13 protein-coding genes are annotated in these 15,764 nt (G+C 74.4%); 11 read left to right on the top strand and 2 right to left on the bottom strand.

What is annotated here, in order from left to right:
* Nucleotides 1-1,452: an FAD-binding oxidoreductase gene (locus tag IE287_RS02335; RefSeq protein WP_189847138.1), complete on the bottom strand. Its 1,452-nt coding sequence runs from the start codon at nucleotides 1,450-1,452 to the stop codon at nucleotides 1-3.
* 1,029 nt (nucleotides 1,453-2,481) lie between these two features.
* On the opposite strand from IE287_RS02335, the gene IE287_RS02340 reads away from it, so the two are divergent.
* Nucleotides 2,482-3,612, top strand: a complete 1,131-nt coding sequence (locus IE287_RS02340; protein ID WP_189847139.1) for a transketolase family protein — start codon at nucleotides 2,482-2,484, stop codon at nucleotides 3,610-3,612.
* A 77-nt stretch (nucleotides 3,613-3,689) separates the two neighbouring features.
* Here the strand turns inward: IE287_RS02340 and IE287_RS02345 are convergent, their stop codons facing one another.
* Nucleotides 3,690-4,565, bottom strand: coding sequence for a LuxR C-terminal-related transcriptional regulator (locus IE287_RS02345; protein ID WP_189847140.1), 876 nt, complete (start codon nucleotides 4,563-4,565; stop codon nucleotides 3,690-3,692).
* A gap of 313 nt (nucleotides 4,566-4,878) precedes the next feature.
* On the opposite strand from IE287_RS02345, the gene IE287_RS02350 reads away from it, so the two are divergent.
* The 10 genes from IE287_RS02350 to IE287_RS02395 all read left to right on the top strand — a co-directional run bounded on the left by IE287_RS02350 (nucleotide 4,879) and on the right by IE287_RS02395 (nucleotide 15,761).
* Nucleotides 4,879-5,019, top strand: a complete 141-nt coding sequence (locus tag IE287_RS02350) for a hypothetical protein (protein WP_189847141.1) — start codon at nucleotides 4,879-4,881, stop codon at nucleotides 5,017-5,019.
* A 62-nt stretch (nucleotides 5,020-5,081) separates the two neighbouring features.
* Complete coding sequence (locus IE287_RS02355; protein WP_229883229.1) at nucleotides 5,082-6,422, top strand: sugar phosphate nucleotidyltransferase; 1,341 nt, start codon at nucleotides 5,082-5,084, stop codon at nucleotides 6,420-6,422.
* A gap of 51 nt (nucleotides 6,423-6,473) precedes the next feature.
* Nucleotides 6,474-7,169, top strand: a complete 696-nt coding sequence (locus IE287_RS02360; protein WP_189847143.1) for an SDR family oxidoreductase — start codon at nucleotides 6,474-6,476, stop codon at nucleotides 7,167-7,169.
* A gap of 390 nt (nucleotides 7,170-7,559) precedes the next feature.
* The gene (locus IE287_RS02365) at nucleotides 7,560-8,768 is read left to right on the top strand and encodes an IS701 family transposase (protein ID WP_189847144.1); all 1,209 of its coding nucleotides are present in this window, start codon (nucleotides 7,560-7,562) and stop codon (nucleotides 8,766-8,768) included.
* Nucleotides 8,765-10,255 carry a maltokinase N-terminal cap-like domain-containing protein gene (locus IE287_RS02370; RefSeq protein ID WP_189847145.1) on the top strand — a complete coding sequence of 497 codons (1,491 nt, stop codon included), beginning with the start codon at nucleotides 8,765-8,767 and terminating at the stop codon, nucleotides 10,253-10,255. The genes IE287_RS02365 and IE287_RS02370 overlap by 4 nt, the downstream gene beginning before the upstream one ends.
* 41 nt (nucleotides 10,256-10,296) lie before the next feature.
* On the top strand, nucleotides 10,297-11,697 hold the full coding sequence (locus tag IE287_RS02375) for a phosphomannomutase/phosphoglucomutase (protein WP_189847146.1): 1,401 nt from the start codon (nucleotides 10,297-10,299) through the stop codon (nucleotides 11,695-11,697).
* Nucleotides 11,698-11,827: 130 nt separating this feature from the next.
* A complete protein-coding gene (locus IE287_RS02380) occupies nucleotides 11,828-12,523 on the top strand; it encodes an EthD domain-containing protein (RefSeq protein ID WP_189847147.1) in 696 nt (231 codons plus the stop codon).
* A gap of 86 nt (nucleotides 12,524-12,609) precedes the next feature.
* Nucleotides 12,610-13,446 (top strand): type 1 glutamine amidotransferase domain-containing protein, encoded by an 837-nt coding sequence (locus IE287_RS02385; RefSeq protein ID WP_189847148.1) that lies wholly within the window; start codon nucleotides 12,610-12,612, stop codon nucleotides 13,444-13,446.
* Between the two features lie 73 nt (nucleotides 13,447-13,519).
* Nucleotides 13,520-15,169 (top strand): thiamine pyrophosphate-binding protein, encoded by a 1,650-nt coding sequence (locus IE287_RS02390; protein WP_189847149.1) that lies wholly within the window; start codon nucleotides 13,520-13,522, stop codon nucleotides 15,167-15,169.
* Complete coding sequence (locus IE287_RS02395) at nucleotides 15,162-15,761, top strand: DJ-1/PfpI family protein (protein ID WP_189847150.1); 600 nt, start codon at nucleotides 15,162-15,164, stop codon at nucleotides 15,759-15,761. The genes IE287_RS02390 and IE287_RS02395 overlap by 8 nt, the downstream gene beginning before the upstream one ends.
* Nucleotides 15,762-15,764: the final 3 nt, after the last annotated feature.

A 15,764-nucleotide genomic window follows, 5' to 3' on the forward strand; every position in this document is an offset into this window, starting at 1 on the left:
TCACTCCCATGACTTCCAGACGCCGAGGCGGCGGGCGAGGTCCGAGCGGAAGACGGACCGGGGATCGTGTGCGGCCCGCAGCTCGCGGAAGGCGTCGAGCCGCGGGTACATGACGGGGAGCAGCGCGGGCCGCAGCCGGGCGTCCTCGGCGAGGCAGACCCGCCCGCCGGCCGCCGCCACCCGCTCGTCGACGAGGTCGAGGAACGGGCCGAGCCCGCGCGCGCCGGCGGGCACGTCGAGCGCGAGGCACCAGCCGCGCACCGGGAACGCCAGCGGGCCCGTCCCGTCCGCGTGGACCCGCTCCACGCGCGCGTGCCGGGCGGCGCGGGCGGGGGAGCGCCGGTGGGCGAGGAGCGCGAGGATCCCGCGCAGCGCCTCCTCGCGCCCCTCGGGGACCGCGCACCGGTAGCGCACGAACGGCCCGACGGGACCGGGCGCGCCGGGAAGTCCGGGGAGGCCCGGGAGGGGGAGTCCGAAGCCGCCGAGGGCGGCGAGGGGGCCGGTGGGGCGGGACCGGCCGGCGGACGTGCCGGTCACGTGACCCGGACCTGATCCCGGACCGGTGGCCGTTCCGGCGGGTGCGGGGAGGGCGGAGAGGGCCCGGAGGCCGGACGGGAGGAGCGCGTGCGCGCGGGCGAGGCCCGGCAGCGGCCGCAGTCCGCCCGCCCCGCCGGAGCGGGGCGGCGCGAGCGGGTCGCGGCGGGCCCGGTGGCCCCGGGGGAGTCCGTCGTACGGGACGGGCTCGGCGGTCGTCAGGACGGCGCGGCCCCGTCCGGACAGCTCGACCCACGCGCGCGCGTGCCGTTCCCCGGGGGCGTCGCCGGTCCAGTGGGCGAGGAGCGCGTCGGCGTCGCGGAAGCCGGTGGCGCGGTCCCGGAGGTAGGCGGTCTCGACGGGCCGCAGCGCGAGGGTGGCGGAGAGGATCACGCCGGTGAGGCCGAGCCCGCCGGTGGTCGCGTCGCAGAGCGGATCGCCGGGTCGCACGGTGCGGACGGAGCCGTCGGCGGTGAGGAGTTCGAGCGAGCGGAGCCGCCCGGCGAGGCCTCCGGAGGCGAGCGCGCCGCCGACGGTGCCCGGGCCCCGGCGTCCGGCCGGGCGGAGGCCGCCGGCGAGGTCGAGCGGGGGCTGCCAGCCGTGCGGCAGCAGTGCCCGGGCCAGCCGGTCGAGCCCGGTGCCGGCCTCGCACACCACCACGCCCGCCGTCGCGTCGAGGCCCTGGATCCGGTCGAGCCCGGTGAGGTCGAGGACCGTCCCGCCCGCGTTCTGCGCCGCGTCCCCGCACGTGCCGCCGTGGCCGCGCGCGACGACGCCGCGCGCACCCCGGCCGAGCACCGCGCGGGCGGCCTCCGGCGCGGAGCGCGGGCGGACGAGCAGTGCCAGGGAGGGGGCGGTGCCGCCCGCGCCGGTGAGGGGAACGCAGTCGTCGTCCTGGACGAAGCTCTCGACAGCCATGGGAGTGACGGTAGCGCCCGTTCTGTCGCTTATGTCGTTAATGGGGCCTGTTGTGTCGGTGCGTCGCGGAAGCCCTGCCGCCGCCCGCCCCCGGTCGTCTCACGATGGTGACAAATCGGCCCGACCTGAGGCGGGTTGGCTATGATCTGCGCAGCCGTCCGGGCGGCTTCTCCGCACTTGTCCGGGACGGTGGCATCCGCGGCACAGGACTGATCTGCCGCGGAACCGACACGGGGGTAGTCACATGGCGCGAGCGAACGGTCACGAGAGTCCCCGCCCCGACGGGGCCGGCCCGGGACGCACCGGCGTCCCCGCCGCTCTTCCTCCCGTCACCTGCGGGAACCCCGAGCCCTGACCGGACCGCACGGACACCGCCCGTGCCGTCACCGTCCGTCACCGCTCCTCCCGTCCGACCCGATGACCCGCCCGCCGGGCGGGACCCCGTCACCCCCGCCCGTCAGCGGACGGCGCCGCTCCGGGGCGCTCTCCCGATCCCGCGTCCGGCGCGGGGAGGACGTGCGGGCGGGGCGACCTGACAGAGTCCGCGGGCCCGTTCCCGTACCCGGTTCCGGGCATCCGGCCGACCGGGGTTCCGGCGGTTCCCCGGACGCCCGCCGGGCGGCCCGTCGGTGCCGCCCGTCGGCACCGGTGGTCCTCCGGCGGTCTCCGGGTGGTCTTCCGGCGGTCTCCGGGTGGTCCTCCGGCGGTCTCCGGGTGGTCTCCGGGTGGTCTTCCGGTCGTGGCCGGCGTCCGCCGTACCCCCTGTCCTCCGAACTCCACAGCGTCATGGCCCGTCGGGACCCTCCGGCGGAATCCCGGCGCCAGTCGAACCACGAAAGAGGTTCACATGCACCGCTTCGCCATGAACACCGCCCACGCCCCGGCTCCGGCCGGAGGAGGGGGCGGGGTGAGGTTAGAACCGAGCCGCCCCCGCGCCGGCCGCGGCGCCGCGGGCACGTCCGCGGCGCGGGGCGCCGTCCCCCGCCCCCGCGTCTGCCATCCCCTGAAACCAAGACGTGTGAGCGCCTCATGAGCCTTTCGGGCTGTGAGGCGTACATGGACGAGCTGACCAGGATCGCCGCGGAGGACCGGCGGGTGGTGTGCCTGGCCCGGAAGGCCGACGGGCGCGGACACCCCTTCGAACTGGCCCACGCGGACCGCTTCTTCGACCTCAACGGCGTCGAGGCGGCCATGGCCAGCATGGCGAGGGGGCTGGCGGTCGCCGGCTTCCGGCAGTTCGTCTGTCTCAGCCAGGGGGGAGGCTTCCGGCCGATGGAGCAACTCCGGGCCGTCCGGGCCTTCCTGGCCGCCGGGGCCACCGTGGTCTCGCCCTCGGCCGACTGGGGGGAGGCCGAGACGGTCCTGCGCGGACTGCCGGACATCTCCTTCGCCGTCCCGTGCGGCGAGGCGGAGACCCGGGCGGTGATCCGGGAGGCGGCCCGCACCGGTCGCCCCCACTACATCCGGGTCGGTGCGGAGGAGAGCGGCTGGGCCGGGGAACCGCCGGGCGACGTCCGCCCGTCGCCGCTGGTCCACGAGGCCCCGCCGGGAACGGACCCGCACGGCGCCGCCGCCGCGGGCGCGGACGCCACGGACGCCGGGTCCGGCACGTCCGGCACGTCCGGTGCGGACACCTCCTCCGGAACGGACGCCCCGTCCGACGCGGGCGGTACAGGAGGTATCGGCGGCACGGGCGGTACGGGCCGCCCGGGCGGCGGCGGTTCCGCGGTCGGCGCGGACGGGCCGGGCCGCGGGGGCGGACCGGGGCGCGCGGACGGACCGGGGCGCGGGGGCGGACCGGACGGTGTCGGGGAGGGGACGGGCACCTGCCTGGTCTCCATCGGCGAACGGGGGACGGCGCTGGCGTCCTCACTCGCCGGGAGTCCCGGGCCGCGCCGGTCGCACGCCCACCTCGTCTATCTGGGCGACGAGGACCTCGCCGCCGCGGCGGCCGCACTGACGGACCGCCGACACCGTCAGTTCGTGCTGGTCGGGGCCGTCGGCGAGGCGGACGTCCCGGACCTCGCCGCCGAACTCGGCAGGCTGCTGCCCGGCCGACCGGTGGCCGGGGTGCCGGTGAACACCGGTGCGCCCGACGGGGGCGCCGGCGCGGTGCGCGCGGTCCTCGCCGGCCTGGAGGCCGGTGCCGCCGGAGCCTGACCGGGGGCCGGGTGCGGGCGGGGGCCCGCACCCGGCCCCCGGGGCGTTCGTGGCGCGGGGCCCCTACCCGGCCCGCCTCAGTCCTGGTTCTCCGTGAAGACCTCCGACTGCGCCAGCATGTAGGCGAGTTGCGCGCGGCTGCGGCTGCCGAACTCGTCGGCCGCCTTCTTGATGTGGTGCGAGACCGTGCGGGTGCTGATGCCGAGGCGGGAGCCGATGGTCGTGTCGGTGTACCCCTCCACCATGAGCCGCAGTACGGCTCGCCGGGTCTCGTTCGTCATCAGCGGCGGACGGACCCGCTCCTGGGTGATGCTCACCGGCTCCGCGCGCTGCCACGCGTGGTCGAAGACCGTGGCGAGGTAGTGGACGATGCCGGGGTGCTCGATCACGAGCGCGTGGCTGTTCCGCTCCAGCCGGGGGTCCGGGATGAACGCGATGGTCCGGTCGTAGACGATGAGCCGGTCGAAGATCTCGTCGAGGGTGCGGATCTCCGCGCCGGCCGCCGAGACCCGCTCGATGTAGGCGAGCGTGGGTCCGTGGGTGCGGACCGTGTGCTGGTAGAGGGTCCGCTGCTTGACGCCCCGCGCGCACATCTCCAGGTCCCGCGGCAGCACCGACGCGAGGACGTCGGGGCTGCGGCTGCCGCCCGGCTGGGCGGCGAGCATCTCGTGCCGGCAGCCGTCGGCGGCCCGGCGCAGCGCCGCCGCGATGACCTCCCCGCCGTGCAGCGCCCGGGTCGGAGAGATGGAGTTGCGCTGCTCGGCGCGGTACACGTCGTCGGCGGCCGACACCGCGTCGTACAGGGCGGCGATCGTGTGCTGCTGTACCAGAACGGCCCGCTCGATGGGGCGGGACAGCTCACTTGCCGCGATGTCGGGCGGGACCGCCGCGAATATCGCCGGATTTTCGGCCAGCGGCCGGAGCAGGCCCAATTCGAGAAGACACTCGGGCATTTCTCCGGAAATGGGGCCGGTCCGCAGCGCGTTTCGATACGTCTCCAGACCAAGGTCGCAGACCCTCGCTACGTTCGTCTGGCTCGATATGTCCGTGTTTCTACACATTGGCTCCCCCTTCTGCTTCTCGCAATGCGTGATCACGATGCTACCGAAACCTCGGCCGGCGGGTTTTCTCCGGCATGATTTCGGATGTCGAGAGGCGCCGCTACCGCCCAGGTGGCAGCGAATGATTTCGGCCAATCAACAGGGGGAAGAAATGAGTTTCTTGAATTCCGCAAATGTAAGCGCTATCAGTGCCGCCCTGCTCGTCGTGGCCCTCGCCGCGGGTGTCCAGGCGGGCCTCTCCTCGGCCTCCGCCGGCGACTCGGCCGGTGTCGTCTCCGCCGACGACGGCTGGGGCGTCGGCCCCCGCTCCGTGATCGCCAAGCCCGCCGACGACGGCTGGGGCTGACCGGCCCTCCGGCACCCGGACCGTCAGTCATGCCCGCCATGGTCGACTTCGAAGGGGACGCAGTGAGCACGGACGCGGAGACGGTCGGCATCATCCTCGCCGGCGGCCGGGGGGAGCGGGCGAAGCCCATCACCCTGAAGTCCTCGGACTACATCCGGAGCAAGGCCCTCATCCCGCTGGTGGGCAGACGCCTCATCGAATGGGTCGTCGACGCCTGCCGCGACCAGGGGATCCGCCGCTTCTACGTGGTGACCCACGGCCTGGAGAACCGGAACCAGATCAAGCTCCTGCTCGGACACGGCGAGCGCTACGGCGTGGACGTCACGTACTCCCGCTCCCGCTTCGACCGCTACAACGTCGGATCCGCCGGCGCCACCCTCCACAACCTCGAACAGTGGGACCTGCGCGGCAGGGCGCTGGTGCTGCCGGTCGACTCGCTCTTCGACTTCGACCTGAAGGCGATGGAGGAGGAGCACCGCCGGCGCGGCGCGGTCGTCACGGTGGCCTCCGTCGCCCGCACGGCGTCCGAGATCGCCGGCAAGTACGGCGTCATGAGGACCGACGGACTCGGACTCGTCCAGGGCTTCGTGGAGAAGCCCGGAGCCGGCGAGCTCGCCGGACTGTTCCCGGGGACCGGGGCCGACCCGGCCCTGACCCTGCCCACCAACGCGGGCATGTACCTGGTCGACTGCGACCGGCTGCGCGTCCTCGCCCGGGACCCGGGGCTCTTCCGCCAGTCCCACCAGCGGCTCGACTGGGGCGGCGACCTGCTGCCCTGGCTCGTCGACCGCGGCCTGCCGGTGGCGACCCACACGATCGGCCGCCTCGGGGACCTCGGCAACGTCCCGGACTACCTGGACACGGTACGGCTCGTGCTCGACGGCGCGTACGAGCAGATGAACCGGCTCATGGACGCCCCGGACGGCCTCCGTCCGCGGCACTGGATCCACGAGACCAGCCTCCGGACCAAGGACGACGTCACCGGGACCACCCTCGCGCAGAAGATCGAGGAGGGGTCGGTCGTCGTCGGACCCGGCGTCAGGATCGGCCGCGGGGTCGAGATCGGCCCGGGGGTGCGGCTGGAACACGCGGACGTCGGCGACGGGGCCGAGGTCCGGGAAGGCGCGACGCTGCTCAACTCCGCCGTCGGCGACTCCGCCGTCATCGGCCCGTACGCCCACGTCGCCGACAGCTACGTGGGTCCCATGGCCGAGGTGCGGTCGGAGCGCGAACGGCCGCTGCGGCTCGAAGGCCGCTCGGCGATCGGCGACGGGGCCGTGCTGTGGCCCGGATCCCAGTTCTTCGGGATCACCGTCTACCCGCGGCTGCGCGTCCCGGCCATGGCCGGCGTGCCCGCGCAGACGGAACTGAGGAGCGCCGAGGACATCCTGCGCTGGGCGTGAGGCCCGGTGCCGCCGGGAGACCGGCGTATCGCCCCGGGGAGGGGGAGAACGATGGACGGTCCGATCGCAGTGATCGGAGGTGCCGGCCGCGTCGGCGGCCTGGTGACCCGACGCCTGCACCGGCTCGGCACCCCGGTGAGGGTGGTCAGCCGGCAGCCCGACCGCGGCTCCGTGCCGCCGCCGGAGGGCGTCGAGACGTACCGGGCGGACGTCCGGTACGCCGACACCCTGGAGCGGGCGCTCGACGGCTGCTCCGGTGTGGTGTTCAGCGTCGAGCCGGGCACCGCCGAGAGCGGTCCCGACTGCCCGGAGAGCACGGTGCACGACGGTGTGCGCAATGTGCTCGCCGCGGCGACCAGACACGGGGAGCGTCCGCACTTCGTGCTGGTCAGCCAGATCTTCGTGACCCGTCGGGACCACCCGATGAACGCCTACGGGCGGCTGCTCGACTGGCGGCTGCGCGGTGAGGAGGCGGTACGGGACTCGGCGCTCCCGTACACCGTCGTACGGCCCAGCTGGCTGACGGACGACACCGCCGCCGGCAGCCGGGTCCGCCTCGAACAGGAGGACCGGGGCAGCGGCTGGGTCTCCCGGTCGGCCGTCGCCGAGGCGTGCGTGCGGGCGCTGCGGACGCCGGAGGCGGCGGGCCGGACCTTCGAGATCTACAACGAGCCCGGCTCGGCGCCGGCGGACTGGACGCCGCTCTTCCGCCGCCTCGCACCGGACCGCGCGCTGATCACCCGGTAGCCCGGTAGCCCGGTAGCCCGGTAGCCCGGTAGCCCGGTGGTCCCGGGGGCGGCGCCCGCCGCCCCCCGGACGGCCCCGCCCCGCGCCGTACGGCCGGGACCCGGGGCCCCGGGCCCGGACCGACCACCAGGGGCGTCTCCCCCCACGGACGCCCTCCACCCACGACGAGGCCGGACGGTTCAGCCGCCCGGTCCGTCCACGACGCCCGCCGGCAGGTACCCCCCGTTGCGGCCGGCGGGCTCCGGACCCGGGGATCGGCGCAGGCAGCGGCCCGCCGACCCCGGTGTCCGGCGTGCCCGCGCCCCCGCGCGGCCCGCCGGTTCCGGCACGGCACACCGCCCGGAACCGCACCCGGATTGCATCCGTACGACCTCAGGAGAGGGCCGAGCCATGTCCAACGAGCGTCACCGGGACCTGCCCGCGGCGGTCGCCGAGGAGACGGTCGCCGAGATCGTCTCCCGGACCTTCACCTCCATCCCCCGCAGCGACCAGCGCCGCTGGGGCGAGATGTACATGCGCGGCCTCCTCTCCGTCGAGGGGAAGAAGACCATGCGCGCGCTGGCCGCCGGAGCCGGCGGCGGCGTGGAGCAGAGCCTCTACCAGTTCATCACCAAGTCGCCCTGGCACACCGCGCCGGTCCGCCGCGAACTGGCGCGGCTGCTCCAGCGCACCGCGCCCCGCGCCTGGGTCGTCCAGCCGCTCGTCATCGAGAAGGTCGGACGCCACTCGGTCGGCGTGGAGCGCCAGTGGGTCTCCCAGATCGGCAAGTTCGTCAACTGCCAGCGCGCCATGGGCGTCTGGCTCACCTCCGACCGGGCGAGCTGCCCCGTCGACTGGCGCCTGGCGCTCCCCGACTCCTGGGCCGGCGAGCCCGGGCTCCGCCGCCGCGCCTCCATCCCGGAGGACGTCGGTTCCTGCCCGCCGGAGCAGTGCGCGATCGACGCGGTCGCCCGGATGGCCGAGGAGTGGCAACTGCCCGGCCGGCCCGTCGTGATGGACCTGCGCGAGTCCGACGCCATCCGCGTCTGCAGCGAACTGCTGCGCCGCCGGACGCCCTTCGTCGTCCGGGTGGACCCCGCCGTGCTGCGGCGCGGCTCCGGCGACCTGCTGCGGGCGCTGAGCCGGCGGTGCCTGCCGGTCGAGTGGTACGACCACACGGCGGAGGCCCTGCGCGCGACCTCGGTCGGCACCACGCCCGTCCGCCTCCCGGTGCCGCAGGTGCCGGGCGGCGACGGCGCCGACCGGGCCGACCTGGTGCTCCTGGGCGCCTGGACGCACCCGAACCGGCGGACCCCGGGGGAGTACTGGCTCTCCAACCTCACCCGGACCCGGGTCGGCACCCTCTACCGCACCGCCGCGCTCGCCCGGAAGGCCGAGCGGGACATGGCCGAGATCGCGGACCCGCTGGGGCTGCGCGACTTCGAGGGGCGGTCCTTCCGGGGCTGGCACCACCACATGACCATGGTGTCGCTCGCCCAGGCCGCGACCGTCCTCTCGGCGCCCGCCGCCGAACCCGCCCCGCCCGCAGCCCTCCGGCTGCCGCCCGTCGCGGCCCGCCGGCCGGCGGGCCACCGCACCCTGGGAGCCTCCGCCGCATGACGACGACCGAACCGGCACCGTCCGCCGCCGCCCGCGCCCCCGGGAGCACCGCCCGCGACGTGCCCGCGCTGCGGGACGCGCTCTGCGCCCGGCTGCCCGGATGGCTGCGGACCCGGCGGTGGTTCGCCGGCAAGGACACCCCGCTCGCCCCCGTCGAACCGGTCCTCGCCGAGCTGGTCGTCGAGGGCCCGGCGGCGCTGCTGCTCGCCGTGGTCCGGGCCGGGCACGACGAGCTGTACCAGCTGCTCGTCGGCGTCCGCGACGAACTGCCCGCGGAGCTCGGCCACGACGTGCGGATCGGCCGCGCCGAACTGGCCGACGGACGGCGCCCGGTGCTCTACGAGGCCACCGGGGACGCCGTGCTGATGGGCCGTCTGCTGGACCGGATCGCCCTCGGCGGCCGGGCGGGCGTCCTGCGCTTCGAGCACGGCGGCGCCCCGCCGCCCACCGGGCTGCCCGGCCGCGCCGGCACCGCCGAACAGTCGAACAGCTCCGTTCTCTACGGCGACCGGGCCCTGCTCAAGGTGGTCCGCAGACCCACCCCGGGCCCCAGCCCCGAACTCGAACTGCTCGCCGCGCTCGACCGCGCCGACGGCGTCCGCACCGCCGCCCCGCTCGGCTGGATCCGGTCCGCCCCGGGCGGTCCGGACGGCGGCACCACGCTCGCCATCCTCCAGGAGTTCGTCCCCTCGCGCGGCGACGGCTGGCAGCTCGCCGTCGAGGCGGCACGCGCGTGCGTGGCGGGCGAGTGCGAGACGGTCGCCCCGCTCGGCGGCTTCGCCGAGGAGGCGCGGGCCCTGGGACGGGCGACCGCCCGCGTCCACGCCGCGCTCGCCGCGCAGCTCGGCAGCCGCGCCCCGAGCACCGCCGAGGCCGCCGCGCTCGTCGGCGCGCTCGACGGCCGGCTCACCGAGGCCCTGCGCGAGCTGCCGCAACTGGCTCCGCTCGAACGGGCGCTGCGGTCGGTGCAGCGGAGCCTCGGCGAGGCCGTGCGGCGCGGCGACGCCCCGCACCTCCAGCGCGTCCACGGCGACCTGCACCTCGGCCAGGCCCTGCGCGCCGAGGACGACTGGGTCCTCATCGACTTCGAGGGCGAACCCGGGCACTCGGTGGCCGAACGCCGCCGCCCGCAGCCCGCCCTCCGCGACGTCGCCGCCATGCTGCGGTCCTTCGACTACGCCGCCCACCACGCCCTCGCCGGACTGCTCGGCGCGCCGCCCGGCGAACAGTCCCCGCAGGACCTGCGCGGCACCCGGCTGGCCCGCCGCGCCTCCGCCTGGGCCGTGCACAACCGGCGCGCCTTCTGCGCCGGCTACGCCGAGGCGGGCGGCACGGACCCGCGGCGCGCCCCCGTCCTGCTGCGCGCCTTCGAGGCCGACAAGGCGGTGTACGAGGCGGTCTACGAGGCCCGGAACCGGCCCGAGTGGCTGCCCATCCCGCTCGCGGCCGTCCGCCGGATCGCCCACGAACGGGTCCCGGCCGGCTGACCGCCCGCCCGACCACCCGACGACGAACGGAAGCAGGAGCGATGCGCACGACTCCCGGCACGCTGCCGGACCGCTACGAAGGCCTGGTCAAGGCCTACGACATCCGGGGCGTCGTCCCCGACCGGCTCGACGAGGAGGCCGCCCGCCGGATCGGCGCGGCCTTCGTGGCGCTGACCGGGGCGCCCCGGATCGCCGTCGCCCGCGACATGCGCGAGACCTCGCCCGCGCTGGCCGCCGCCTTCACCGAGGGCGTCCGCGACCGGGGCGCCGACGTCCTGGACGCCGGACTGGGCTCGACCGACTACCTGTACTACGTCTCCGGCAGCCTCGGGGTGCCGGGCGCCATGTTCACCGCGAGCCACAACCCGGCCCGGTACAACGGCGTCAAGCTCTGCCGGGCCGGGGCCGTGCCGATCGGCGACGGCACCGGACTGGAGCGGATCCGGGCCGCCCTCGGCGAGCCCGCGCCGGCCCCGGCCGCCGTCCGCGGCGGGCTGACCGGCCTCGACCTGCTCGACGGGTACGTGGCCCACCTGCGCTCCCTCGTCGACCTCGACGGCGTCCGGCCGCTCAAGGTCGTCGTCGACGCGGGCAACGGCATGGCGGGGCTCACCGCGCCGAAGGTGCTCGACCACCCGCTGCTCCGGGTCGTGCCGCTCTACTTCGAGCTGGACGGGAACTTCCCCCACCACGAGGCCGACCCGATGAAGCCGGCCAACGTCGCCGACCTCAAGGCCCGGGTGGTCGCGGAGGGCGCGGACCTGGGACTCGCCTTCGACGGCGACGCCGACCGCTGCTTCGTGGTCGACGAGCGCGGCGAGGGCGTCAGCCCCTCCCAGGTCATCGGCCTGATCGCGACCCGCGAGCTGGCCCGCAGGCCCGGCCGGGCGGTGGTCCACAACCTGATCACCTCCCGCGCGGTCCCCGAGCTGATCGCCGAGGCCGGCGGCAGGCCGGTCCGCTCCCGGGTGGGGCACTCCTTCGTCAAGGCGCTGATGGCGGAGCACGACGCGGTCTTCGGCGGCGAACACTCCGGTCACTACTACTTCCACGACTTCTGGTTCGCGGACACCGGCATGCTCGCGGCCCTGCACGTCCTCGCCGCCCTCGGCGGGCAGGGCGGGCCGCTCTCCGCGCTGATGGCCGGTTTCACGCGGTACGCGGCCTCCGACGAGATCAACGTCCGGGTGGCCGACCCGGCCGTCGCCGTCGAGGCGGTCCGCGCGGCCTTCGCCGCCGGCGCGGCGGACGGCACCGAGACCGACGGACTGGACGGGCTCACCGTCCGGCTGCCCGGCGGCGCCTGGTTCAACCTGCGCGCCTCCAACACCGAGCCCGTGCTGCGCCTCAACGCCGAGGGCGCCGACGGGAACGAGGTCGCGGCCGTCCGCGGCCGGGTGCTCGACGTGCTCGCCGTCCACGGCGGAATAGACCCCTCCTGAATGCGCCGGCCGCACGAGGGAGAACGCCTGTGCGGACAGTTCAGGAAGTCCCTGGCCGAACTTTGACCGGCCGAGAAGCACCCGGTGAAGATGAAGCGAGTTCACGGAATGTGAAAGAGGGAGAATCCCGATGATTCACCAGTTCATTCTGGCGGCGCCCAAGCCCGGCATGACCGCCCAGGAATTCCAGGACTACTGGGTGGACGTACACGCGGTGAAGTACGCCGCGAAGATCCCGCAGATCCGCAAGTACATGGTCGACACGGTCGTCGACGTCGAGGAGAACCTCGGCACGCCGGCCCTGCCGCACCAGGGCATCGCCGAGATCTGGCTGGCCAACGGCGAGGAGCAGCTGGCCTCGCTCCAGACCGAGGAGTTCCTCCAGGGCGCCCGCCTCGACGAGCCCCACTGGGCCGCCTTCTGGCAGACCCTGGTCGTCGACACCACGGCGCACGAGATCGTGCCCGGCCCCGAGCAGGGCGGCGGCGTGAAGCTCACGGTGCTGCTCAAGCGCCGTCCGGGCCTCGGCCTCCAGGAGTACCGCGAGCGCAGCCTCGGCGCCTACGCCGACGCGGTGAAGGGGATCCCGGGCCTGCGCCGCTACCTGCACGCGCACACCGTGGACGGCGCCTACGTCTTCGGCGAGGCCTCCTTCGACTCCGTCGAGCAGCTGTGGTTCGACGACGTCGACGCGCTCCGCGAGGCGCTGCGCACCGCGTACTCCTCCGGCGGGGTGCAGGCGGCCCGGGACGAGATCGTCGACCCGAAGTACGTCTTCTCGCTCGCCGTGAAGGAGAACTGGATCATCGGCCCCGAGGCCCGCTGATCCGCCCACCGAGGTGGCTGCGACGCCGGCGCCCGGCGCCCGCGGACGCGGCCACCCCTTCCGCACCCACCACCCAAGGAGAAGGCGTGGCCAGGAAGAACGCCAAGAGGATCCTCGTCGTGCTCTCGGAGTACGGCTACTGGGGCGAGGAGCTCGTCGGCCCGCTCCACCACTTCGACCAGCGCGGCTACGAGGTCGACTTCGCGACCCCGACCGGCAAGCGCGCGCACGCCCTGCCGCCGTCGATGGACCCCGGGTACATCGACCCGCCGCTGGGCCGCTCGGTCACCTCCGAGGAGGTCGCCCGGCTCACCCGCGAGCTGGACGGGTCCGACCGGCTCGACGACCCGCTCGACATATCCGCCTGGCTGCCGCAGCGTCCGTACACCTCGGACGACGACTACCTGCGCCGCCTGGAGGAGTACCACCGGGCGGTCGCCCTGGTGGAGCAGGAGCTCGACGCCTACGACGCGCTGCTGATCGTCGGCGGCAGCGGCCCGATCGTCGACCTCGGCAACAACGAGCGGCTGCACGAGATCATCCTGGCGTTCCACCGCGCCGGCAAGCCGATCGCCGCCGAGTGCTACGGCGTGACGCCGCTCGCCTTCGCCCGCGACTGGGAGGACCGCGAGTCGATCATCCGCGGCAAGCGCGTCACGGGCCACTGCAAGGAGTACGACTACAAGGACGGCACCGGCTTCCTCGGCACCGACTTCGTCATGGGCCCGCCGCCGTACCCGCTGGAGTACATCCTGCGCGACGCCACCGGCCCCGACGGCCGCTACATCGGCAATTTCGGCAAGGAGACCTCGGTCATCGTCGACTTCCCGTTCATCACCGGGCGTTCGACCCCCGACTCCTACCTGACCGGCGAGAAGGTCGTCGAGGTCCTCGAGGACGGTCTGCGCCGCTTCGGCTGGTAACGCCGGCGCATTCCGTACGGCCGCACGGAATTCCGTACGGCAATCCGAAGAGATCCGACGAGAGAAGGAGAACATGGCCAGGCAGGGCAATGCCGCGATCATCGAGCAGTTCATCGCCGATGGAATTCCCTATATGTTCGGCAATCCCGGGACGGTCGAGCAGGGATTCCTGGACGCACTGGAGGACTACGACGAACTCCAGTACATCCTGACCCTCCAGGAGACGGTCGCGGCCGGCATCGCGGACGGCTACGCCCGCGCCACCGGGCGCCCCGCGCTCCTCCAGCTGCACAGCGGAGTCGGCCTGGGCAACGCGATCGGCATGCTCTACCAGGCCAAGCGCGGGCACTCGCCGCTCCTCGTCATCGCCGGCGAGGCCGGCGTGAAGTACGAGGCGATGGACGCGCAGATGGCCGCCGACCTGGTGGCCATGGCCGAGCCGGTGACCAAGTACGCCACCCGCGTCACCGACCCGGACTCGGTCCTGCGGGTGCTGCGCCGCGCCATGAAGACGGCGATGACGCCGCCCCGCGGACCGGTCTTCGTCGCCCTGCCGATGGACGTGCTCGACGCGCTCAACTCCGAGCCGGTCGTCCCGACCACCTTCCTCGACACCCGGTCGGTGCCCGTCCCCGAACTGGTGGAGCGGGCCGCCGAGCTGCTCGCCGGAGCCGAACGCCCGCTCGTCCTGGTGGGCGACGGCGTCTCGGCCTCCGGCGGCCAGCAGGAGCTGGTCCGGGTCGCCGAGCAGCTCGGCGCCGACGTGTGGGGCGTCGACTTCTCCGAGGTCAACCTGGACGCCCGGCACCCGCTCTACCGCGGCCAGCTGGGCCACATGTTCGGCGAGGTCAGCCACGGGATCGTGCGGGACGCGGACGCCGTCCTGATCGTCGGCACCTACGTCTTCCCCGAGGTCTTCCCGGTGACCGGCGGAGCCTTCCGCGAGGACGCCCGGATCGTCCACATCGACCTCGACGGCTACGAGATCGCCAAGAACCACCCGGTGAGCCTCGGCCTCGTCGCCGACCCCAAGCACACCCTCGCCGCGCTCGCCGAGCGGCTCGACGAGCGGCTGACGGACGCCGACCGCGCGGCCGCCGCCGCCCGCCTGGAGGCCCGCAGGGCCGCCCAGCCGGCCGCGCCGGCACCCGACGGCTCGCTCCTCGACGCCTTCATGCGGGAGCTGGCCGCCCAGGTCCCCGAGGACGTCATGGTCTTCGACGAGGCGCTGACCTCCGGCGGACCGCTCAACGCCCACCTGCCCGGCCGGATCCCCGGCCACTGGTTCTCCACCCGCGGCGGCTCGCTCGGCGTCGGCATCCCGGGCGCCATGGGCATCAAGCTGGCCCACCCGGAGAAGACGGTCATCGGCTTCACCGGCGACGGCGGCTCGATGTACACCTTCCAGGCGCTGTACACCGCGGTCCGGCACGGCATCGGCGCCAAGTTCGTGGTCTGCAACAACCGCAGCTACAAGCTGCTCGACCTCAACATCGAGCAGTACTGGCGCGAGCGCGGCGTCCCGCACCACGACCACCCCACCCCCTTCGACCTCTCCCACCCCGACCTCGGCTTCGCCGAGATCGCCCGGGGCTTCGGCGTCGAGGCGGTCCGGGTGGACGCGCCGGAGCAGATCGCCGACGCCGTCAAGCGGATGCTCGCCGACGACGCGCCGTTCCTGATCGACCTCCGGACCACCGCCGAGGAGCGGAAAGATGCCTGACATACCGGTCCGTCCCGGGGTCCTCACCGGTCGCCGCATCGCGATCCTGGCCGAGAGCGACTTCTACGAGCCCGAGATCTCCTACTACCAGCGGCGGTTCGCGGAGGAGGGCGCCCAGATCGACCTCTTCAGCCGGCTGTGGGGCAACCGCTCCCTCACCTTCACCGGGCACGAGCACCGGGCGCCGCTCACGGTCACCCGCGACCTGTCCGAACTCGACGACCGCCGGCTGCGCGAGTACGGCGCGCTGATCGTGCCCTCCGGCATGGTCGCCGACCGGCTGCGCTACACCGAGGACATCGAGCGCCTCGCCCCCGCCACCGACCTGCTGCGCCGGGCCTTCTCCCGGTCCGGCCTGGTCAAGGGGATCATCTGCCACGGCATGTGGCTGGCCTCGTCGGTGCCCCACACCGTCCGCGGGCGCAAGGTCGTGTGCCACAACAACCTGATCGGCGACGTGCGCAACATGGGCGCCTCCTACGTGGACCAGGACGTCGTCGTCGACGGCGACCTGGTGACCGCGCGCACCGGCGACCACTGCCATCTCTTCGCCAGGACCATCATCGACGAGCTCGTGCTCCGAGGGGCGTGACGA

It is taken from the genome of Streptomyces omiyaensis (genome assembly GCF_014650895.1).
Lineage (GTDB): Bacteria > Actinomycetota > Actinomycetes > Streptomycetales > Streptomycetaceae > Streptomyces > Streptomyces omiyaensis.